Source organism: Wolbachia endosymbiont of Dactylopius coccus, assembly GCF_977011065.1.
Genome location: NZ_OZ347065.1, coordinates 376,138 through 397,482, shown reverse-complemented (window position 1 = coordinate 397,482; position 21,345 = coordinate 376,138). Strand labels below are relative to the sequence as shown.

Sequence of the window (21,345 nt, the reverse complement as noted above, 5' to 3'; positions counted from 1 at the left end):
GATTTTTACCAAGATAATAATATAGTAAGGTTTGGTAGTGAGGTATCAAAATGGGAAAATACACTAATGCATGGTTTTATAAGAAGACTGACCCAAATCATCACGATTGTGCAAATGATGGCACTTGCGGGCAATCTATAAAGGATTTTAGGATTGGTGATTCTGATATTTTCTTCTATGATAGTAATGGAACAGCGATTGCGCAGATACCTAAGTTGCCTAACGGAAACTCTATTACATACTATAATAATCTATATAAAACTGCACAATCAAAAAACTTTGGTGAGAATACAAAATACGTAAGATTACAAGATGTGCTGCCTAATCAATTTAATTTTGAATACGGAAAGTTGAATTGCGTAATACATTATGACAATGTATCGCAACAAGAGCAGGAGCAAATGAAGCTTGATATTCAAAATGCCTATGAGGCATATAAAGCAAAGTTTTGTATGGATAGTGATACTCAAGTGACTGTGCATACCTATGTTTTTAATAATAGAGATGATTATAGGGGATATGGCACTTTGGTTCCTAAGTTTTCATGGAGTCAATCTTCGTTCAATATTTCTGGTGGGATGACAAATGGAGAAAGCGTATTACTCTATAAAGATGTTTATACGGACAACGTTTTAGCCCATGAATTTGGTCATGTATTTCAAATGAGGCTTTCTGAAGCAAAAGTAGAGGAGTTAGACCGTATAAATAATCAGCTGATGGCAAATGCAATTGGACTTGAGGTAGAAGAAAAAAATTATAAAGCTATTTGCAAGCAGATGGGTGTAGATGAATATGAAGACCGTGGATGGATGTTTAAATTTAAATACAAAGGTACAACTGGTAGTATATACCGCAAGGACCTTTCAGAAGGAGAGAAATTTCAAATTATACAACGTGTCAAGAATTCTGGACTAGATGAATATGAAGATCGTGGATCGATGTTTAAATTTAAATATAAAGATACAACTAGTAGTATATACCTCAAGGATCTTTCAGAAGGAGAGAAATTTCAAATTATACAACGTGTCAAGAATTCTGGACTAGATGAATATGAAGACCGTGGATGGATATTTAGTTTTAAATACAAAGGCACCACTTATAACGTAAGATACAAGGACTTTTCAGAAGATGAAAAATTTAAAGCTATACAAAATGTCAAGAATATTCATGAACTAGTAGATGAATATAAAGACCATGGATGGATATTTAGTTTTAAATACAAAGGCACCACTTATAACGTAAGATGCAAGGACTTTTCAGAAGAAGAAAAATTTCAATTTATCAAAGACATTAAGAACTCTCATGAATCGCTCGTTAGTGAATGTGATGGATTGGGGAATGAGAATACAGTTTTATCGATTCACGTTGATGAAAATAAGGAGATAAGTCAAATGTATTTTCAAAACTCCGACAAAAATATATTCAAGCAGCTAGGCTCTGTGGACAAAAAATATGAAGAGGGAGAAAAAAAGTGGTAGTTTAACCAAATGAACATAAAAATGGAGAAACTACCGAATGGAATATTATATAAAAGAAAGAAATTGGAAACAAATTTTAGAATTCATAAAAGGCATAAAAGGAATGCATAGTAAAGACGAAAAACGTTTAAGAATATTCATAGAAGCAGTGTGGTATATGGCGCAAAGTGGTTGCCAATGGCAACTTTTGCCGAAAATCTATGGCAATTACAGAAGTATACACAAACGATTTAAGAGATGGTGCGAAAGGGGTATTTGGAAAAATTTATTGGAGTACACAAAACAAGAGCCAGATTTAGAAGCCGTCATAATCGACGGTACGATCATTAGAGCCCATCCATGTTCGGCTGGATATACAAAAGATTCGAAGGATCAAGAGGCTTTAGGGCGAAGTAAAGGTGGCTTTACGACTAAAATTCATGCACTTGTTGATGCATTGGGAAATCCTTTAAAATTTATACTTACTCCTGGCCAGAGGAATGAAATTACACAAGCTGAAGTATTAACAAAAAATGTCTATAACTCCATTGTAGTAGCTGATAAGGGTTATGACAGCAATGCTTTTGTGGTCAGCCTTGAAAACAGGAAATGTGAAATCGTAATTCCATCAAAAAGGAATCGAAAAGTGCAAAGATACTATGATGAGCATATTTATAAAGAACGTCATTTGATTGAGTGCTTTTTCGGTAAAATTAAAAATTTTAGGCGCATTTTTTCCAGATTTGACAAGACCGCAGAGGTTTACATGGGATTTCTAAATTTTGTTGGAGCTCTCATATGGCTTCTCTAAAATTTTGTCCACAGAGCCTAGATAAGACACTCATAAGCAGAAGTAAGCCTGAACAAGATGTGGATGATACAGATAAAGAGCCTGAACCAGAATCAGGAAAAGAACCCAAAGAGGATATAAGCAGAAGTAAACCTGAACAAGATGTGGAAAAATCAAATGAAGTAGAACAAAGTAATGTAGAAGAAGAAAAAAGTAGCCAGCAAGATACTCAGCAACCCAGTAATTTCTTATCCAATATTTTTTCAACAATTAAATTCGTTATTGGTTCTATCTCATCACTCTTTTCATGGTTATTTGGGTCTAAAGAGGAAGAGCAATCCGATGACAATCTTTCTTTGCTTAAACCTGATGTGGATGAGTTAGGTCACGATGTTAGAGATCACTTATCAGATTATTATCACTCACCTGATGAGTTCATGTAGTGTGACTGTTTTATAGCCACTCCCCTACCCTTTCTAACTGTATAGCCTCAGCAAATATAGAGAGGCTAAAGGGAGTGGCATCACTTAAATAATTAGATGAAAAATTAGGCAGATCATTCTGAAATTCTTGCATTTTCTGTCTATAGCTGACCCAAGCAACACATCATACCGTCGCGGCGCTAACTAGTAGCGGAATGACGGTTTTTCAAATTGTCGGTAAATCTAAGTCACTTTAGCTATATAATTTTGTTAAACAACTTCCCTTTTGGTCATATTGAACCAAATTTCTTTTTCACACCACCTTTTAAGCCACTTTCGTCAGTTTTTTTGTCATAATGCGGTCAAACACTCCCAATAACCTCTTTAATAGGTTTGGAGTTAGCGAAGAGATAAGATCAACAGATACGTTATTGTTTTTGTCATCACCACTCGCTTTATAGTCTATTGAAATGATTCCCCTACTTTTCCCGCCAGTAAGAAGTTTCCCAATTATAGGAATTTTTAACAAAGATTTATTAATTGAATATGCTGGTATTACCTGTCCTTCAACTTGGAATTTATAATTTCTAATGTCGAGCTTACCGCTAGTGCTAATGCCTAATTCCGCCCCTTCAAGCCAAGATTCTTCAATTTCGACAGAGCCATCTTTGTATGAGAAAGGTACATTACATTTATAAAAGTATACACCTTCATCCTTTATAGCATTCACAATACCAGGAAGCGAAGACATCGATAATAAAGTAGTGAGTAGTGGAGCATCTTTGATATAAAAATTACTAATAGATAACATGCCATAATGTTCTTCATTTTCTCTCTGAGGAGATAGATAAAGAGAAAATTTACCATTTTTGACTGATTTACTAATGCCTAAGGAACGCGAAAGTATACCTGCATTATCTGCATATATTTCGAGCCCTATTCCACTGTATTCCGCTAGTATGTTGCTGCTATCTTCTAGAAACTGTCCTGTAAATTGACTTCCACCGCAATCTCCTTTAGTGCAGGTTACATTCAGCTTAGCATCTTTTATAACAATGCCTTCTTTCATAATTACATTGTCAACATTCATACTAATTTCTATATCTTTGTTTAATCCATTACTGTTTTTGCCAAGCAAGCCTAAAATATCACTCAAATTAATTTTCTCACCATAAATAGTTATGGCATTTTTTTCCTTACCTGATTCAATTTCTATGCTAAAATCATTATCAGGCAATTTAAAGCTACTAGAATTTAAATATAAATTTCCATTTTCTACTCTTCCGCTGAATTTTACATCTAAATCACTTCCTACAATGTCTAATTTATCTACTAACAATTCATCGGCACCTTTTAACTTTACAGAGAACAAAACTTTATTGTGATCTTCAAAACGATTTTTCCACCCAAAATAACTTGAACGTGATTCAAGCTCTGATAAATCCATATTACCATTAACATGCCCCGTCTTATCTTGATTTATCACCGATTCTATATTTGTATTGACATAGCCACCTATATTTTTATCAAAATTAAGTATTTGAGCGGGTAAATCTCCGGTCAAATTCCAGGCAAAACTTTCATTCCTATTGCTACTTTTCAGGTCAAATAATAGCTGTGTGTTATTCACCATACCACTACCATTTAAATCTATAAAGTCACTGCCAAAACTAAGCTTAATGTCATATTTACCAAGACTTGCATTATAGACGGCCAAATTGTCAATTTCAGAATGAAAATTTGCTGAGAAGTCTACTTTTTTGTCATCAGCATTTAGATTAAAAATGCGAAAATTAAATACAGATTTTGCCATTCCACTTACTTTATCCCTTTCAACCTTCACCACATCATCCAGCTTAAATTTTATAGGCTCATATAAACCATAAGCATCACTTACAGCTTGGCCATTAATGGTTAGAACTGAATTTTCCTTATCGAGAGATTTCATTTCAATATCACCACCATTAATAGTGAAATTCTGAAACTTAGCGCTATTTACAGTAATTTCAAGATCGTTATTCTTGATGATCAAATCACCCTTTAATTCCTTTACTTGCTCAAAATCTTCATCAAATTTTACGCTACCGTTTTCTATATCAGCAACTACTACGATATCTGACAGATCGTCATTAAATAAATTTTTAATTTTGCCATTGAAACTTACAATTGTGTTTAAAACATTCCCATCAATATTATCACAATACCAGCTTTTAAATTTACTGTTCACTACACCATCTGGTACATAAGTACATAAATCCTTTGCAGCAAACTTACTAATATTAATTCTAAACAAAGCATGACTTGTACTAAAGTTCATTTTGCCTATCAAAGAGAGATACGTGTCATTTAACTTAAAATGGAAGTTTTTTACACTAATAATTCCATCACTATATGTTAAATTTATATTTACATTAGTTAAGGCTAAATTTTTGTTCAAATAATTTTCTGTATTCAATACGTATATATTTCCATCTACAATTTCATCCTTTTTATTAATTTTCACTGAGAAGCTTCCTTTGAATCCTATATTTTTGTCCAAATTGTAGCTTTTAACTAATGTAGAAAACTTGTTCAATAGTCCCAATTTTAGATCATAAAATGTCCCGTACACATTTAGCAAATTGTTGCGATTTTTTATTGTAATTGATAAATCATCCAAAAATCCCTTTCCATCTTTTGTATTCACATGAATATCTAAAACATTAAAATCTTCCCCCTTCCCTATATATAATTTATCAATAAAAAATTCATCTTCTGTGCTTTTATCAATAGCGATGTTAGTAAATTCAATTTTTGAATCCGCATTTAAGTCAAAAAAAAATTCCCTTATTGTTTTTAATAGATTTTTTGCACTGCTTTCTGTCATCTTGAAATTCTTCCCTGTCATCCCAGTATCTTTCTTTCCTGTCATCCCAGTGCTTGACACTGGGATCCAGGTTTCTTTTTGTCTAGATTCCAGCGTCACGCGCTGGAATGACACCGAAGGAAGGCGGTTATTACTTAAATAATGATTATCCAAAAGGCCTAATGAGTTTTGCGGATTAACATTAGTTTCTTCTCTCTTGATACATACATGCACATTATCAGCTGAAACCTGAGAGAGATTTGTGCTAGCTTTAAATAAGGAACTTAACTTAAAATGTACAAAAAGCTCAGGAACTTTTATAGTAAAATTAGGATTTGCTATTGCCAAATCTGTAATGACTAAATACGCATCTTTCTGCCAAACAACTGAGGTATTCTCCATATTAACGCTTGAGCCAACAAATATTTTTGATATTTTATGTTTAACATAAAAATTAATATAATTAATATTGATTTCTAAAGGACTCTCACCCTTAAAAAAGACAAATAAGCAGAATACGAACAATAGAACTATGGAAAGTGATATAGTGATTTTTTTAAGCATCGATTATTGCTTTTCTTGCTAAACTATCAGCCTCCTCATTATACTTATCGCCACTGTGTGCTTTAACCCACTTCCAATCAATTTCGTGTTGTGAAGCAACGTTGTCTAGCTCTTTCCACAATTCCATATTTTTTACTGATTTTTTATTACTTGTTTTCCAGCCATTCATTTTCCACTTATTTATCCACTCTGTTATGCCATGTTTAACATAAAGACTATCCATATATAAATTAATATTACAAGAAAATTTCAATACTTTCAGCCCATTGATCACCGCTGTTAACTCCATTTTATTGTTTGTGGTATTTTCTTCTCTACCATAAATGTCTTTTCTGTAATCTTGAAATAATATGATAGCTGCCCATCCTCCCACTCCAGGATTACCAGAACACGCCCCATCCGTATATATTGTCACTTCTTTTTTACTCATCTTTGTTTATATCGGTTAACAAAGTATATAGTTGCTTTTATGAAAGCACAATTTCTAAAGGTAGTTTAAGCTGCACCTTTAAATTTTATTATAGAAACAAAAAAAAGTGTGACAACGAGCATTACCAAAAGGAAAAGGAAAAAATAGTTTTTATGTTTCTGCCGTTCTTTCATAACTAAAATAAATCAATAGAACAAAAAATAATACTGGCGAATAGGGAAAATAGATAAGAAATTGAGTAAGAAAACATTTGTTTCTGTGAGTTGTGGTTCTTGAATCTGAGAATTGATATAGCGTACCAAATAAAGATGCAACCTGCAAAAATTGCCATGCTTAGATAAAGTAAAGCCTTTTTCAAGAATAGAGCTGGAAGCAAGCTAGTTAGCACCAGCAAGACACTATAAATTAATATATATTTTCTTGTTTTTTCCGGACCATAAACAATATTGAACATTGGAATCGATGCTTTTGCATAGTCTTCAGACTTATTTAAAGATAGGGCCCAAAAGTGTGGCGGAGTCCACATAAAAATTACTAAAAATAAAATGAAACTTTCCCAACTGACAGAATTAGTTACAGCTGCCCAGCCAATCATTGGAGGAAAAGCACCTGCTGCACCACCGATAACGATATTCTGCGGAGTACGCCTTTTTAGCCAAATTGTATATACGAAAACGTAAAATAATATGCTAACTGCAAGCAAAGCAGCAGAAATATAATTTACTGCTATTGCCATGATAAATACTGACAATATTCCAAGAGTTATACCAAATTCAAGCGCGCTTTCTGCAGAAACTCTACCTGAAGGTATAGGGCGGTTTTTTGTCCTTTCCATGAGCAGATCTATGTCTTTGTCATACCACATATTTATAGCACCTGCAGATCCTGAGCCAAGAGCAACACATATAAGAGATATTAGTGCTAGAAAAGGGTGCATACTACCTGGTGCAGTAACCATACCAGCAACTGCAGTAAATACCACAAGATACATTATCCTTGGCTTCAGCAAACGCCAAAAATCCAGTATTGTTGATTCAACATTTAGCAAAACACTTGTGTACATTCTATTTTACCACTGGTGGCTTTTCGAAAGTATGAAAAGGAGGTGGTGAAGATACCGTCCATTCCAAGGTGTCACCTTCCCAAGGATTATCTCCAGCTTTCTTGCCCCATTTAAAGAGATGTATAACTATAAACACAAAAAACATAACTGAAACAAAGGACATATACGAACCAATTGAGGATATATAATTCCAAGGGATAAACGCATCAGGATAATCAGGTATACGCCTTGGCATACCAGCTAATCCTAAGAAATGTTGAGGTAAAAAAGTGATATTGGTGCTAATAAAAGTAAGCCAAAAGTGGATTTGACCTAAGCGCTCATTATATTGTTTACCCGACATTTTGCCAATCCAATAATAAAAGCCAGCAAAAGCTCCAAATAATGCAGCAAGTGACATGACATAATGGAAGTGAGCAACAACATAGTAGGTATCATGCAGAAGCTTATCTATTCCACCATGAGAAAGAATTATTCCCGTTATGCCACCGCCAACAAACATGAAAATAAAACCTAGTGCAAATAGCATAGGGGTCTTAAACTCAATTGCTCCACCCCACATAGTTGCAATCCAGCTAAAGACTTTTACACCAGTTATAACACCGATAAAAATTGTGGTAGTGCTAAAAAATGCAGCAGCGTCAGCACTAAGCCCAACAGTGAACATATGATGAGCCCAAACCATAAAGCCAAATACTGCTATACCTATCATTGCATAAACCATCCCTATGTAACCAAATACAGGTCTGTGAGAAAAAGTTGATACAACCTGACTTATGATGCCAAATGCAGGAAAAATAATTACGTAAACTTCTGGATGACCAAAAAACCAAAATAAATGTTGAAATAACACAGGGTCACCACCACCTGCAGGATCAAAAAAGGAAGTACCAACATTGCGATCAGTAAGAAGCATAGTTATAGCACCGGCAAGCACTGGTAAGGCAACAATCAACATAAATGCTGTTAGCAAGACAGACCAAACAAACAGTGGCATCTTAGTTAATGACATTCCTTTTGTGCGCATGTTAAATATAGTAACTATAAAGTTGATCGCCCCAACAATTGACGACATACCAGCAACGTGGAGTGCAAGTATAGCAAGGTCAACTCCTGCACTTGGATGGGACATTACCTGTGATAAAGGTGGATATAAAGTCCAACCTGTACCTGGACCTTCACCAATAAACACTGAGAGAATGAGCAAAATAAAAGATGACACTAACAACCAAAAACTTAAATTATTCATACGAGGAAATGCCATATCTGGTGCGCCAATCATGAGAGGTACAAACCAGTTACCAAATCCTCCCATGAGGGCTGGCATTATCATAAAAAACACCATTATCAACGCATGCCCTGTAACCATTACGTTATATAATTGATAATTATTGTTAAGTATATTAATGTGCATTAGTTGAGTGCGAATAATCACCGATAATAATCCACCAATAATTCCAGCTAATATGGAAAAAATAATGTACAGTGTTCCTATGTCTTTATGATTAGTGGAAAACAACCAACGCTTTATGCCCTTTGGTACGTCACTCATATCTATACTCCAAATTTAACTCACTAATTTTCTATTTTCAATCCACTTATTAAAATCTTCTTTGCTTACTGCTTCAACAACAATTGGCATAAATCCATGGCCTTGACCACACAATTCATAGCACTGCCCGTAATAAACACCAGACTTTTTGATATTAAACCACGCCTCATTCAGCCTACCTGGTATCGCATCAATTTTTACACCGAAAGCTGGTACTCCCCAGCTGTGTATCACATCTCCTGCTGTAACTTGTAAACGAACGTTAGTATTAATGGGTAAAACGATGTTGTTATCAACAGAGAATAGCTTTAAATCTCCTTCGATAAAGTCTTCTTTTCCCTTAATATAACTATCAAATGACACACCTTGATATTCTGGATATTGGTAACTCCAATACCATTGATGGCCAATAACTTTCAGTGTTATATCAGCTTTCGGTATTTCTTCCTGTAGCTTCAGTAATTTAGCGTTTTCAAAGGCTAATATACCAACAATAATCGTTGGTATAACAAACCAAACAATTTCTAAAAGGACATTGTGGTTAGTTTGGCTTACGTTTGCCACTTTGCTTTTACGAAAGCGAAATACTACATAAGCAAGCAGCGCCCACACAAAAAGCATTATTGCAATCATCACAACCATTACAAACGAATGTGACCTAACTACAGCCTCCATTACTTCAGTTGCAGGAGCAGGAAATCCAAATTGCCAGGAAGTAGGAGCAAAGGCAACAGATATATTTGAGTAAAATATTATCAATAGTGCAAATAACTTCACCATATCTTTTATTTGTTTGCTATAAAACTAAATGATATACTGTATAATAGTATATATAAACTTACTATGCAAATAGAGATTAGTGATGGTTAATAATTTTTTAGCATTCAACAAGTATAATAGTACAATACTAACTTGAGTAAAAAAGCATTTACATAAATCTATTGTAAGTAAAAATATTATAATATTTTAAGTTAAGTATTTACTTTAAGTAAATTCTATAATAAGTTTAATAGTGTCTGTTACTGCTAATAACCCTCTAGCCTCACACCTAAAAGCAGTAACAGACACTATTAAACTTTATGACAAGTTTATAATCTGTAAGATCAAAATCTTACAAGTTTCTTTATTTTATTATACATTGCAGTTTGTTAATTAACTTTTAATGCCTATGGTAGCATTTACAGCTTGGACCAAAGGTTTACGCATTATAGAAAATAATTATAAAAAAACACACTATATTTGTATACCATACAAACTTTTTTCATTCTGCATAGCTGAGTTACTAGATTCTGTAAACGAAATCTTTAGAGAAGCCAAATGGGCAAAGTTTCATGAAGGTCTTTGGCATCTCTTAGCATAGATCCCTTACTTAACCGTCATACCGCGATTCATTCGCAGTATCTCAAAGCATAGATCCCGCTAACAAGTAGCGGGATGACGGTTGTCAGGGCAGTGTCCCTATGATGTCATTCAAGTAGCTGACACTGGTTCCTTTATGATGGCAGTGCCCCTATGGTGTCATCCCAGTCTGGAATCCAGCCTTTCCATAATCATCAAAACATTGTATTTTAACGTAAAACAGCTATTTTTATGCTCACCAACTTAATAAAATTCCTGGATCCCAGTGTCAAGCACTGGGATGACAAGGTATAAACCTTATCGTCATACCGCCACGAACCGTCATACCGCCGCGGTATCTTAGCCGCTAACAAGTAGCGGGATGACGGTTGTCGTTTAGCCATAAACATTAAGAAATCTACCAAATAAAAAAAAAGGCAAAAGAAGCCCTGGTCATTGTCTATTTTCAGTATTGGCGTTTTTTTATGTTTTAAACGTTTAATAACCGCGATTCAGCTGCTTTTTAATGCAACTAAACTTTAGTCATAAATGTTTAAGAAATTTACTAAGCAGAAAAAAAAGACAAAGAATCCCCGGAGTAGCTAGTTATTCCACTCTTTATTTTAAAATTTGACGTTGGGTGATGTCTTGAACGCTTTATAAGCGCTTTTCAGCTTATGTGGGTAAAAACCCAAAATTTTTATAAAGACATAGTATGCACATAGTGCAAAAATTAAACAATAGTACGCCAACTACGTTGTTTTCTTGCTGTTTAATCTGCACAGATGAAGATAACTGAATACCTTCAGTTTCATGATAAGGGGGCTGGCGGAGTTTGTCAAGGAAGTTTTTCGTTTCTACTGAATAACAATTGTGGCTTGGGAGGTGATGCAAGAAGCCTATTGTCTAATTATGTACCTAAATTTTATTACGGCACTTTCACTACTACTTTAACGAGTGAGCTACCTTTCTATAAAAGACCTATCGACTGTTGCAATTATAGGCGTAAACAAGAATGATAAAAGAGTACGGGATTGAGTAACTATGTACACTTCTGCTGGCATACCAGGGTATAGGTATACATTTTTAAATTGAGCAAGCTCTGACTTTGGTATCACCACGCGCACTGAATAATAACGCCCTAGTCTTGGATCATCAAGAGCATCAGGAGAAATATGGCTTACTATACCACTAATTAAACTTAAACGGCGTGCACTGTAAGCACTTAACCGAACTTTAACCTTTAGCCCTTCTAATCCGTCAATAGAGACTATGTTGCTATCTTTCTTTTGCGCTGACAGTATCTCTTCTATGTTTCTGGTTTGAATTTTAGCATCTATTATTAGGTCATCATCCGATGGCACTACGCTCATGATCGGAACTCCAGATTGTATAACACCACCTTCAGTGTGGTATCTTATATCTGTGACTATCCCATCTTGAGGCGATTTAATTATTGTACGTGCCAGTGAATCTTCAGCAACCATCAGCCTCTCTTTCAAGTCTGCAATAGACGTACTAACTTCCTTAAGTTCAGCGTTTGCTCTTTCTTGAGAATCATTTTTTACGTTTATAATTTCTAATTCGTTCTCTCCAATTTTTTGTTGCACTTGAGATATTGCAGAACGGTAATGTCCAACTCTGCCTTCAATTTCAGCAAACTGTTTTTCTAAAGCTAAAATGTGTGGTTTGCTTATATGGCCACTATCAAGTAATTGTCTTTTTGTTTCCAACTCTTCAGTTATCAAGTCATATTGCTTATGAGCTGCATTTAGTTGAAAATTTAGCCCCGCTAATTCATCATTTAACTGCTTTATACGTTGTTGCAGTATATCTGTTTTTCCCAATATGCTCTTTCTCTGAGAGTTGAACAACTTTACTTGATTCTTTATCGCTTTATTTACAAGTTCATCGTTAGATAATTTTTTAACCTCATCAGGAAACTCGAGCGTGTCTAAATCTCCTCTGATTGCAATAAGCCTTGCTTCTGTTGCTAAAAATGATAAGAGCTTCTCTTTGATAATACTTAAATTCGCCTTCTCGTTAACATCACTCAACAAAACTAGAGGCTCATCTTTTTTAACTGCTTGGCTCTCTTTTACTAAAATTTTGCTTATTATTCCTCCGCCCAAGTGTTGAACTATTTTCCTATTTGAAGATACAATAACTTCTCCACTTGCATGCACCGCACCGTCAATTGGAGCTATAGCCGACCAAATACCACCTACCCCAAAAAAGATGAGTATTACTACCAGACCAAAAAATAGTGGTCCCCATGTTACTCTCAGAACTTCATTTACGTTATTACTTTCGCGTTTTAAAATAAAATTTATCACTGCATCAATCAATGCAAACGTCTTATCCAAAAATTTTGGGTACTTCTTCTTTTTATTTTTTGCTCCTTGCATATTTATATTATCACTATGGCTAATCAGGCCTGTCAAAGAAAATCCAGTGCTAAGCTTTTTCAACTTACTTATCATAATACTACTGTGAATTTGTGTTAACTCAAGATAACACAAAAAAACAAAGAATCTATAATTTAGGCATTCCATTTAGACTGCAGAGCACCAGAATAAACTATTTAGTAACAATTCCTGCATCAACTATGTTTTTAAAATTTTTTGACGTTTAACTTTATTATAACTTTTCCTTTATTTTGTGAATATCTGAGTTACTTATATTATGTAAGAAATCTATTGCCAACCAGTCAATATTCTGTTAGGAATTAAGATAATATAAAGTTATTATGTTTAGATTGGAAAGCAGAAAGTTCCTGATCACTGGCGCATCAGGCGGAATAGGGCAAGCAATTGTAAAAATTATACACAAAGCCGGAGCAACTTTATGTATTTCTGGCACAAAAAAAGAAGTGCTCGAAGAAGTTGCTAAACAATATGAAAAAAATATGCAAATACTCCCTTGTGACTTATCAAATGCTGAGGAAGTAAATCAACTAGTAAATAGAGCAAGCGAGTTGATGGAGGGCTTTGACGGGCTTATATGCAATGCGGGCATTACGCGAGACAGTTTATTATTGAGAATGACAGATGAAGCATGGCAAAAAGTAATTGATATTAACTTGAGCTCTACATTTAAGCTGAGTAGAGAAGCATGTAAGAGACTAATTAAGAATAATTGGGGAAGAATTATAAATATTTCCTCAATAATAGGGCTGACAGGAAATGCCGGGCAAGCAAATTATGCAGCGTCTAAAGCTGGAATAATAGCTATGAGCAAATCTATAGCAAAAGAAGTTGCAAGTCGTAATATAACAGTAAATTGTATTGCTCCTGGGTTTATAGATACTAAAATGACTGAAGTTTTAAATGAAGGACAAAAGGGAAAAATATTAGATAATATTCCAATGAAAAGAATGGGAACAGGGGAAGAAATAGCAGCAGGGGTCCTATTTTTAGCAAGTGATGAAGCAAAATATATAACAGGGCATGTGCTTAACATTAATGGTGGGTTATTTATGTAGCAACACTTATGTATGGACAAATTATAATTTTTACTTTAAAATAAAAACATGTGTAGGTTTGCGTTTGCGTTAATTTATTATTTAAAGGCAAGAAAATGAGCTCTATAATAAAAAGATTTTTTAGTGTTTTTTGTGTAGTATTACTTTTCTCTTTCTCAGGTTATGCAGCTACCACTGGTCCTGATATGGATGACACAACTAAAGTAATATGCAATATTATTGGTTACGTTTGGGGAATAGGCGGTCCACTTATGACGGTAGTAATAATTGGTGCAGCTTTGCTTGCAATATTTGGCAGGATGCCGTGGCCAGCCCTCTTTGCTCTAGGCATGTTCTGTGGTGTATTTTTTGGCGCTAAAACTATCATAACGAAAATTATGCCCAACGTAAGTGATGAAGCAAAAGCTATGTTGGAAAAGTGTGGAAAAAACCCATAAAAGTGCAGAAATGCTTTTTTGTTATCCATTAAATCGCTTCATATCTTCAACTTGCAACAAATAAGGACTATCTTTTGGTAGAGTTTTAACAGCTAGCTCAGCATATTTTGTAAATTGCTTTAAATCACCTTCAATACAAGCCTTTTTTGTCAAGGCAAAATAATGCATTGCCGTATCAGCTTCACATTTATATGCAATGCTTAAATATTTCCAGACAAAAGCGTTATTTGGTTCTACATTCAAAATCTGCTCCAGGTAAAAAATCGCCTTTTTTGCATCACCGTGTAATAATAAAGTATGAGATAATGCAAGTTTCACTAAATAACTGTTTTTCTCAGATAAATACCTAAGCGATTCCTCATACATTTTTATTGCTTCACTTAAATTTCCGGCCTTGTATAGCATTTCTGCTTTTAATTCATATAGGTATGGGTCATTGCGTGACTCTTGAATCAATGAATTAACTTTAGCAATAGCCTCTTCTATCTTTCCTTGCCTATGGCAAACTATAGCATTTACATACTCAGAATTATTTTCATATTTATTAGATAACACATGAATAGGAGCAAAGAAAGAGTCTAGCTTTGCAACCACACGCTCAAACTTTAGTAACTTATCCGCAAAAATTGGTTTTACGTTGTTTTTGACCTTATAATTTTGCACAGCAAATATGCGTTTCTCACTAAGTGGGTGAGTGCGGAAATATTCCTCGGTGTTCTCATGCTCAATACTTTTAAAATAATCAAAAATCTCTTTCATACCTGAATTATCATAGCCAGATTCATCAAGGTACCTTAAAGCATAGCTATCTGCTACACTTTCTTGCTCTTGAGAATAGTTAAAAAATAGCCTTGAACTGAGTGCTACACCACTAAGCAAAATTGCACCAGCAACCTGAGGGTTAATGATAATACTAGAAACTAATCCTACCATATAACTAATCATTGCTATCGATTGAAAATAACCCATAGCACTACTCATTTGCAATATATGACCAGCAGATATGTGAGCAATCTCATGTGCTAATATACCAAGCAGGACATAAGGTTTAGCCGAGTATTGTAAAAGTCCTAAATGAACGAAGATACTGTTGTTGTTAATTACAAAAGCATTAATCGAATTATCATTAATTATAAAAACTTTCATTCGGTCACTATCAATGTTTGCAGCAAAAAATAAAGGTTGCGCTAGCTCTTTCACTATTGCTTCCACTTCACTATCTCTAATAATGTTAATAGAGTAAGCATTATTATAATATGCAAAAAAGAACAATAAGGTCAAAAACTTAGCAATTCTAAACATGGAAATTCTGTGCTTGTATAATTTATAGGAATTCTATATTTTAACACTTAAATTATACAAATTTATAAATGCTAGTTTAATTTTTTAACGTAACTGATAAGTTTGTCGATGGTAGTTAACTTAATTTTATGTTGTTCAGCAAATTTAAGTAACTGAGGTAAGCGCATCATAGAGCCATCATCATTCACCAATTCACACCCTACAGCTACATGACTAAAGCCAACTAACTTTGCTATTTCAACACTTGCTTCAGTATGACCATTACGTGCTAAAACCCCACCATCATTTGCAATAATAGGAAAAACATGCCCAGGAGTAATAATATCATCTTTAGTACTCTTTTCATCAATGGCGGTAAGTATCGTATGTGTTCTATCATGAGCAGAAACACCTGTTGTAATGCCATAACGCGCATCAATTGATGTAGTAAATGCAGTATGAGGAGTAAGCTTTTCATCCACATTACTTCTCTTCATAAACTCAAGATTTAGTTTATTCATATGAAGCTTTGTCATAGCTAAAAATACAATGCCAGTACCATACCTAACCATAAAAGCCATATGTTCTGGTTTTACTTTTTCAGCTAAGACAAGCAAATCACCTTCATTTTCTCTATTTTCATCATCAACTAAAATGAATAATTTACCGGAACGAGCATCCTCCAATACATCTTCCACAGAAGAAATACCGGGTAGACTCATTGAAGCATAAGTGGCCTGTACCATAATAATTTACTTAAATTCAATCTTAACTATTTTATACAATTTCTCTCCATTTGGCACTGTCACTTCCACATACTCACCGACTTTTTTGCCGATTAAGGCACTCCCGAGTGGTGAACTAGTAGATATTAACCGCTTTGAAACATCCGCTTCATATTCACCAACAACTTTATAAGTATATTCTACTTCACTGTCATCATCACTCAGCATGCTTAATGTCACAGTTGCACCAAACATTACTGAATCACCAGACAAATTTTTTACTTCTATTACTTCCGCATGTGAGAGCTTACTTTCTATCTCCATTATACGGCCTTCAATAAAACCTAACCTTTCCCGTGCTGTATGATACTCTGCATTTTCAGACAAATCACCTTGATCACGAGCATCAGAAATAGCCTGTATCACAGAAGGTTTTTCTTCCTTTAATTTTTCAAGTTCGGCTTGCATATTCTCAAAACCTTCCCTCGTCATAGGAAATTTATTAATAATGGATGAAGCCATAATCACCACCTAAACGCAATTAAATTGAGTAACGAAATTACTCACAATGTTAAAAATATCACCTTTTATATCATTACTCATGTCATTTGACAACTTTTTTAAAACCCCAGGGTGTACAGTATGAAAATAATTAATAAGATCATGTTCAAATTTATTAATGTAACTTATTTGTATTTTACTTAACTGATTATATAGGTTAGAAAAAATATACATCAGCACTACCTGCTCTTCTATTGACATAGGTAAATGTTGTTTTTGCTTTAATAACTCGACAAGATATTTACCCTTATTCAAGGATAATTGAACACTAGCATCAAGATCAGAACCAAATTTTGCAAAATCTTCTAATTCTCTATACTGAGCTAAGCTTAGCTTTATAGAACTAGCAACTTTCTTCACAGACTTTAGTTGTGCAGCAGAACCAACCCGTGAAACTGACAAACCTATATTTACTGCAGGTCGAAATCCTTTATAAAATAATTCAGACTCAAGAAAGATCTGCCCATCGGTAATTGAAATAACATTTGTTGGCACATACGCAGATACATCACCAGCTTGAGTTTCGACAATCGGCAAAGCAGTTAAAGACCCCTGCCCTTTTTTATCAGACATTTTAGCAGCTCTTTCAAGCAAGCGAGAATGTACATAGAATATATCTCCAGGGTAAGCTTCACGACCAGGAGGACGTCTGAGCAATAAAGACATCTGCCTATATGCCACAGCATGCTTAGATAAATCATCATATATAATCAAACAATGCATTCCATTGTCACGGAAAAATTCCCCAATAGTGCAACCAGCATAAGGTGCTAAAAATTGCATAGGCGCGCAGTCAGATGCACTAGCCACAACTACAGTTGTATACTCTAATGCTCCGCTTTCTTTCAGCTTATTTACCACTTTTGCTACTGTTGAAATTTTTTGTCCAATAGCAACATAAACACAGTAAATTTTTTGATTTTCGTTTACCTCATCGTTAATCTTCTTCTGATTGATAATAGTATCAAGCGCAATAGTAGTTTTACCAATTTGTCTATCGCCAATAATTAATTCACGCTGCCCTCTACCTATTGGAATTAGCAAATCTATAATTTTAATTCCTGTTTGCAGTGGCTCATGCACAGATTTACGATCAATAATGCCTGGCGCTTTAGATTCTATATCCATTCTGTTTTTGGCTCCAATTTCCCCACCGTCGTCTATAGGATGGCCCAACGCATTTACAACTCTCCCTAACAATTCATGCCCTATAGGCACCTGCACAACATCACCACTACATTTTACAACGTCCCCTTCTTTCACATCACGGTCATTACCAAGCACAACTATTCCAGCCGTATCATGATCTAAATCAAGAACTATTCCTTCTACACCGCTTGCAAAAAATACCTTTTCACCGAATTTTGCTTTTTCCAGCCCATAAACCAATGCGATACCATCTGTTACTGAAATTACTTCACCTATATTTTCTCGCTTTATAGGATTATCAAACGTCTCAACTTTTTCCCTTATTACACTTGCTATCTCAGAAAAATTCATACTGTTCTTCATACAAAATTCCTTACTTTTAATATTTCCATTTTACTTAAGTCAACTAACCTATCTAAGTAACTTTTTAGCGAAGCATCGATCAAATTAAAACCATACCTAACTACGAAGCCACCTAGTATAGAAGAGTCAACCACATTGCTTACTTTTATTATTTTACCAAGAAAGCTCAAAGATTCAGTAATTATTTTTATATCAGATTCCTTTAAAGCTTCTGCTGACTTTATAGTAATTTCGAATTCATTTTCATTTTCTTTTGCAAGACTTAAGAATTTTTTTAATATAAGGATCAATAAACTAGAGCGTTTGTTTGCAAATATAACCATAATAAATTTTACTAAATTTTCACTCAAGTGCTCATTTATAGAAAGCATCACTTCTTTTTTGTGTGCAAAAGAAATCATAGGATGAGATAGGTACACAAAAACATCATGTTGATCCTTAAAAAAAGCCAATAAAAATTCTACTTCTTTCCTTATAATACCTAACCTGCTTCCTGAGACATGAAACAGCACTCTAGCGTAAGATGAAACTAAATTATTGTATTGGGTCTTTTTCATATTAAATCCAGTAAATCTAAATTAATTCAGCTACAAATCTTTCATTCTTCAATCCAAGCATTTTTTATATAAACCGGTCTTCTCTTTAAGGAAAGAAAACATAAATCATATCTGACTGAATAATCTAAAAAACTAAGGTTTGTACTTAAGAAATACTTAGAAGAATTTATAATAGACTGACATTGAAGATGAGATATCGGTATTTCTTTTCCAAGTAAACTTGTTTTAACTTCTATAAAAATCAGCTCCTTTTTTTTAGATACAATTAAGTCAACTTCACCGAACTTACAACGGTAACGGCGTTTTATAACATTATACCATTTCAGCTTTAAATATACCGAAACTAACAATTCGCCAAAGTAACCTACAAAGTAGCGTAACCTACTTACCATAAGAAGAACAATTATGATAACAATTAACTTTGTGTAACTACTTTGCCTCCTTCTTTATTTTTACTATAAACCTTACCTCTTGCTGCAATATCCCTATCAACCAGTTCTATCACTGCCATTGAAGCGCAATCACCCTTTCGAGTGCTAAATTTTATTATTCTAGAATACCCACCTTTACGATCTTGATAACGGCTGGCTAAGACGTTTAATAACTTATCAACTGCTAACTTACTATTATGAAGGCGTGAAAGCAAAAGTCTTCTACCATGTAAAGTATTCTTATTCTTAGCAATTGTAATAAACTTTTCGACATATGGACGAAGTTCCTTAGCTTTTGGTAAAGTAGTTACAATCTGCTCATGGTTAATTAATGAGATAGATAAATTCTTTAATGTCGATAATCTATGTTCAGTGCAACGAGATAGTTTACGTTTTTTTATTCCATGTTTCATATATCACCTAATCTTCATCAGTATGTTGTTTAGCCAACTCATCTATATCCTTAGGTGGCCAGTTTAGCACATTCATACCCAAAGACAAGCCAAAATTAGCCAAAACTGCCTTAATCTCATTCAAAGACTTCCTGCCAAAATTAGCAGTTCTTAACATTTCACCTTCTGTCTTTTGCACAAGATCACCTATATAAGTGATGTTTTCATTTTTCAGACAGTTATGAGACCTGACAGATAACTCCATTTCATCTACCTTACGCAATAAGACAGGGTCATAACCCAAATCTTTAGCACCACTAGACGAAGAAACCTGCGATTTTTTATAACTTACATCAGAACTAATAAAGGGCTGAAGTTGCTCCTGTAATATTCTTGCAGCAGAGTCAACAGCTTGACTTGGAGAGATTGTACCATCAGTCTCAATTGACAATATCAGCTTATCCTTATCAGTCACTTGGCCAACACGACTATTCTCTACCCTGTACGAAACCCTGTTGACAGGGCTATACAAAGCATTAACTGGAATAAAACCAATTAAATCCTGTTCACTCATAAGCTTCACAAGTTCATTTTCTTTATACTTAGTTACAGGAAGATAACCTTTTCCGCTAGCCACATATATGGTCATGTTAAGCTCTACATTTTGCCCCAGCGTACATATTAACAAATCTTTATTAACAATAGAGCATTGATCATCAGTTTCTATCATCCCAGCTAACACCTGGCAAGGCCCTTTAGCGTTTAAATTTAAGCATTTATTAGAAGCACCATTTAATTTACACCTCAACATGCCCATATTTAATACTATATCAGTTACGTCTTCTCTTACCCCTTGAATTGAAGTAAATTCATGAGTTACACCTTCAATTTTTATTCCATAAACAGCACTACCTTTAAGAGAAGATAACATTACACGTCTTAATGCATTACCTAATGTTAAAGCAAAACCACTTTCCAACGGTTCTAGGACTATATCACTTTTTTCACTTGAATCATCTGATATTACCTTAACTGAACTAGGTTTAATCAATTTATCTAAATTGCTACAGAGAGAAACATCATTATTATAATACATAAAACAACCTTTTCAAATATCCTATACTCTTCTTTTTTTTCTTAACCTGCACCCATTATGAGGAATTGCGGTTTTATCTGCAATTGAAGTCACAGTCAACCCACAGCTTTGAAATGCTTTAACCGCAGCTTCGGTACCAAAGCCAGGACCACGAATTATTACAGAGACAACCTTCATACCAAATCTCTCCATTGCATTCTTCGCAGCAGCCTCCGCAGCCTTACCTGCAGCATAAGGTGTGGATTTTCTCGAACCTGAAAAACCACATGCACCCACAGAAGTTTGACATAGCGTATTACCATGAACATCAGTTACATTTACAAAAGTATTATTAAAAGTTGCACGAATATGAACAACACCAGTAATAAACTCCTTTGTACTCTTACCAACCGTTTTGACTTTTTTCAT

Annotated in this window: 21 protein-coding genes; 5 read left to right on the top strand and 16 right to left on the bottom strand. The window is 34.4% G+C overall.

All coding sequences use genetic code 11. The annotated features are described in order from the left end of the window. The first annotated feature begins 50 nt into the window (after positions 1 to 50). The 3 genes from ACWHVF_RS02205 to ACWHVF_RS02195 are packed head-to-tail and all read left to right on the top strand — an operon-like array spanning position 51 to position 2,690. The gene (locus ACWHVF_RS02205; protein ID WP_064124998.1) at positions 51 to 1,478 is read left to right on the top strand and encodes a hypothetical protein; all 1,428 of its coding nucleotides are present in this window, start codon (positions 51 to 53) and stop codon (positions 1,476 to 1,478) included. A gap of 37 nt (positions 1,479 to 1,515) precedes the next feature. Then, positions 1,516 to 2,268: an IS5 family transposase gene (locus ACWHVF_RS02200; RefSeq protein ID WP_064085756.1), complete on the top strand. Its 753-nt coding sequence runs from the start codon at positions 1,516 to 1,518 to the stop codon at positions 2,266 to 2,268. Then, positions 2,256 to 2,690: a hypothetical protein gene (locus ACWHVF_RS02195; RefSeq protein WP_064124676.1), complete on the top strand. Its 435-nt coding sequence runs from the start codon at positions 2,256 to 2,258 to the stop codon at positions 2,688 to 2,690. The genes ACWHVF_RS02200 and ACWHVF_RS02195 overlap by 13 nt, the downstream gene beginning before the upstream one ends. Positions 2,691 to 2,994: 304 nt before the next feature. Here the strand turns inward: ACWHVF_RS02195 and ACWHVF_RS02190 are convergent, their stop codons facing one another. The 7 genes from ACWHVF_RS02190 to ACWHVF_RS02160 form a co-directional block, all read right to left on the bottom strand. Next, positions 2,995 to 6,078, bottom strand: coding sequence for a YhdP family protein (locus tag ACWHVF_RS02190; protein WP_447933113.1), 3,084 nt, complete (start codon positions 6,076 to 6,078; stop codon positions 2,995 to 2,997). Beyond that, positions 6,071 to 6,508 carry a ribonuclease HI gene (gene rnhA / locus ACWHVF_RS02185; protein WP_064124675.1) on the bottom strand — a complete coding sequence of 146 codons (438 nt, stop codon included), beginning with the start codon at positions 6,506 to 6,508 and terminating at the stop codon, positions 6,071 to 6,073. Before rnhA ends, ACWHVF_RS02190 begins: the two co-directional genes overlap by 8 nt. A 175-nt stretch (positions 6,509 to 6,683) precedes the next feature. Continuing rightward, positions 6,684 to 7,571 (bottom strand): heme o synthase, encoded by an 888-nt coding sequence (locus tag ACWHVF_RS02180; protein ID WP_064124674.1) that lies wholly within the window; start codon positions 7,569 to 7,571, stop codon positions 6,684 to 6,686. Between the two features lies 1 nt (position 7,572). Next, positions 7,573 to 9,123, bottom strand: coding sequence for a cytochrome c oxidase subunit I (gene ctaD, locus ACWHVF_RS02175; protein ID WP_064124673.1), 1,551 nt, complete (start codon positions 9,121 to 9,123; stop codon positions 7,573 to 7,575). Positions 9,124 to 9,138: 15 nt separating this feature from the next. Further along, on the bottom strand, positions 9,139 to 9,903 hold the full coding sequence (coxB, locus tag ACWHVF_RS02170) for a cytochrome c oxidase subunit II (protein ID WP_064124672.1): 765 nt from the start codon (positions 9,901 to 9,903) through the stop codon (positions 9,139 to 9,141). A gap of 788 nt (positions 9,904 to 10,691) precedes the next feature. Continuing rightward, positions 10,692 to 10,886: a hypothetical protein gene (locus ACWHVF_RS02165; RefSeq protein WP_447933112.1), complete on the bottom strand. Its 195-nt coding sequence runs from the start codon at positions 10,884 to 10,886 to the stop codon at positions 10,692 to 10,694. Between the two features lie 537 nt (positions 10,887 to 11,423). After that, positions 11,424 to 12,944, bottom strand: a complete 1,521-nt coding sequence (locus ACWHVF_RS02160) for an HlyD family type I secretion periplasmic adaptor subunit (protein ID WP_179945538.1) — start codon at positions 12,942 to 12,944, stop codon at positions 11,424 to 11,426. 266 nt (positions 12,945 to 13,210) lie between these two features. On the opposite strand from ACWHVF_RS02160, the gene fabG reads away from it, so the two are divergent. Both fabG and ACWHVF_RS02150 read left to right on the top strand, forming a co-directional pair. Continuing rightward, positions 13,211 to 13,945, top strand: coding sequence for a 3-oxoacyl-[acyl-carrier-protein] reductase (fabG, locus tag ACWHVF_RS02155; protein ID WP_064124670.1), 735 nt, complete (start codon positions 13,211 to 13,213; stop codon positions 13,943 to 13,945). A 95-nt stretch (positions 13,946 to 14,040) separates the two neighbouring features. Beyond that, the gene (locus ACWHVF_RS02150; protein ID WP_064124669.1) at positions 14,041 to 14,382 is read left to right on the top strand and encodes a TrbC/VirB2 family protein; all 342 of its coding nucleotides are present in this window, start codon (positions 14,041 to 14,043) and stop codon (positions 14,380 to 14,382) included. Between the two features lie 21 nt (positions 14,383 to 14,403). Here the strand turns inward: ACWHVF_RS02150 and ACWHVF_RS02145 are convergent, their stop codons facing one another. From ACWHVF_RS02145 to rpsK, 9 genes are all read right to left on the bottom strand, one after another. Next, positions 14,404 to 15,684 (bottom strand): M48 family metalloprotease, encoded by a 1,281-nt coding sequence (locus tag ACWHVF_RS02145; RefSeq protein WP_064124668.1) that lies wholly within the window; start codon positions 15,682 to 15,684, stop codon positions 14,404 to 14,406. Between the two features lie 71 nt (positions 15,685 to 15,755). Next, entirely contained in the window at positions 15,756 to 16,409 is a 654-nt protein-coding gene (ribB, locus tag ACWHVF_RS02140; RefSeq protein ID WP_064124667.1) for a 3,4-dihydroxy-2-butanone-4-phosphate synthase, read from the bottom strand. A 6-nt stretch (positions 16,410 to 16,415) separates the two neighbouring features. Continuing rightward, positions 16,416 to 16,910 carry a transcription elongation factor GreA gene (gene greA, locus ACWHVF_RS02135; RefSeq protein ID WP_064124666.1) on the bottom strand — a complete coding sequence of 165 codons (495 nt, stop codon included), beginning with the start codon at positions 16,908 to 16,910 and terminating at the stop codon, positions 16,416 to 16,418. A 9-nt stretch (positions 16,911 to 16,919) separates the two neighbouring features. Continuing rightward, positions 16,920 to 18,461 (bottom strand): F0F1 ATP synthase subunit alpha, encoded by a 1,542-nt coding sequence (gene atpA, locus ACWHVF_RS02130; protein ID WP_064124665.1) that lies wholly within the window; start codon positions 18,459 to 18,461, stop codon positions 16,920 to 16,922. Further along, positions 18,458 to 19,018 (bottom strand): ATP synthase F1 subunit delta, encoded by a 561-nt coding sequence (gene atpH, locus ACWHVF_RS02125; RefSeq protein ID WP_064124664.1) that lies wholly within the window; start codon positions 19,016 to 19,018, stop codon positions 18,458 to 18,460. The genes atpA and atpH overlap by 4 nt, the downstream gene beginning before the upstream one ends. A 41-nt stretch (positions 19,019 to 19,059) precedes the next feature. Then, a complete protein-coding gene (locus ACWHVF_RS02120) occupies positions 19,060 to 19,410 on the bottom strand; it encodes a YraN family protein (protein ID WP_064124663.1) in 351 nt (116 codons plus the stop codon). Between the two features lie 23 nt (positions 19,411 to 19,433). Continuing rightward, complete coding sequence (gene rplQ, locus ACWHVF_RS02115) at positions 19,434 to 19,862, bottom strand: 50S ribosomal protein L17 (protein ID WP_007550873.1); 429 nt, start codon at positions 19,860 to 19,862, stop codon at positions 19,434 to 19,436. Positions 19,863 to 19,869: 7 nt separating this feature from the next. Further along, positions 19,870 to 20,937: a DNA-directed RNA polymerase subunit alpha gene (locus tag ACWHVF_RS02110; protein WP_064124662.1), complete on the bottom strand. Its 1,068-nt coding sequence runs from the start codon at positions 20,935 to 20,937 to the stop codon at positions 19,870 to 19,872. 21 nt (positions 20,938 to 20,958) lie between these two features. Next, complete coding sequence (gene rpsK / locus ACWHVF_RS02105; RefSeq protein ID WP_064124661.1) at positions 20,959 to 21,345, bottom strand: 30S ribosomal protein S11; 387 nt, start codon at positions 21,343 to 21,345, stop codon at positions 20,959 to 20,961.

What these genes read in the sequence shown, in the direction of transcription:
- ACWHVF_RS02205 (WP_064124998.1), top strand. Translation starts at nt 51, where the DNA reads ATGGGAAAATACACTAATGCATGGTTTTATAAGAAGACTGACCCAAAT.
- ACWHVF_RS02200 (WP_064085756.1), top strand. Translation starts at nt 1,516, where the DNA reads ATGGAATATTATATAAAAGAAAGAAATTGGAAACAAATTTTAGAATTC.
- ACWHVF_RS02195 (WP_064124676.1), top strand. Translation starts at nt 2,256, where the DNA reads ATGGCTTCTCTAAAATTTTGTCCACAGAGCCTAGATAAGACACTCATA.
- ACWHVF_RS02190 (WP_447933113.1), bottom strand. Translation starts at nt 6,078, where the DNA reads ATGCTTAAAAAAATCACTATATCACTTTCCATAGTTCTATTGTTCGTA.
- rnhA (WP_064124675.1), bottom strand. Translation starts at nt 6,508, where the DNA reads ATGAGTAAAAAAGAAGTGACAATATATACGGATGGGGCGTGTTCTGGT.
- ACWHVF_RS02180 (WP_064124674.1), bottom strand. Translation starts at nt 7,571, where the DNA reads ATGTACACAAGTGTTTTGCTAAATGTTGAATCAACAATACTGGATTTT.
- ctaD (WP_064124673.1), bottom strand. Translation starts at nt 9,123, where the DNA reads ATGAGTGACGTACCAAAGGGCATAAAGCGTTGGTTGTTTTCCACTAAT.
- coxB (WP_064124672.1), bottom strand. Translation starts at nt 9,903, where the DNA reads ATGGTGAAGTTATTTGCACTATTGATAATATTTTACTCAAATATATCT.
- ACWHVF_RS02160 (WP_179945538.1), bottom strand. Translation starts at nt 12,944, where the DNA reads ATGATAAGTAAGTTGAAAAAGCTTAGCACTGGATTTTCTTTGACAGGC.
- fabG (WP_064124670.1), top strand. Translation starts at nt 13,211, where the DNA reads ATGTTTAGATTGGAAAGCAGAAAGTTCCTGATCACTGGCGCATCAGGC.
- ACWHVF_RS02150 (WP_064124669.1), top strand. Translation starts at nt 14,041, where the DNA reads ATGAGCTCTATAATAAAAAGATTTTTTAGTGTTTTTTGTGTAGTATTA.
- ACWHVF_RS02145 (WP_064124668.1), bottom strand. Translation starts at nt 15,684, where the DNA reads ATGTTTAGAATTGCTAAGTTTTTGACCTTATTGTTCTTTTTTGCATAT.
- ribB (WP_064124667.1), bottom strand. Translation starts at nt 16,409, where the DNA reads ATGGTACAGGCCACTTATGCTTCAATGAGTCTACCCGGTATTTCTTCT.
- greA (WP_064124666.1), bottom strand. Translation starts at nt 16,910, where the DNA reads ATGGCTTCATCCATTATTAATAAATTTCCTATGACGAGGGAAGGTTTT.
- atpA (WP_064124665.1), bottom strand. Translation starts at nt 18,461, where the DNA reads ATGAAGAACAGTATGAATTTTTCTGAGATAGCAAGTGTAATAAGGGAA.
- atpH (WP_064124664.1), bottom strand. Translation starts at nt 19,018, where the DNA reads ATGAAAAAGACCCAATACAATAATTTAGTTTCATCTTACGCTAGAGTG.
- ACWHVF_RS02120 (WP_064124663.1), bottom strand. Translation starts at nt 19,410, where the DNA reads ATGGTAAGTAGGTTACGCTACTTTGTAGGTTACTTTGGCGAATTGTTA.
- rplQ (WP_007550873.1), bottom strand. Translation starts at nt 19,862, where the DNA reads ATGAAACATGGAATAAAAAAACGTAAACTATCTCGTTGCACTGAACAT.
- ACWHVF_RS02110 (WP_064124662.1), bottom strand. Translation starts at nt 20,937, where the DNA reads ATGTATTATAATAATGATGTTTCTCTCTGTAGCAATTTAGATAAATTG.
- rpsK (WP_064124661.1), bottom strand. Translation starts at nt 21,345, where the DNA reads ATGAAAAAAGTCAAAACGGTTGGTAAGAGTACAAAGGAGTTTATTACT.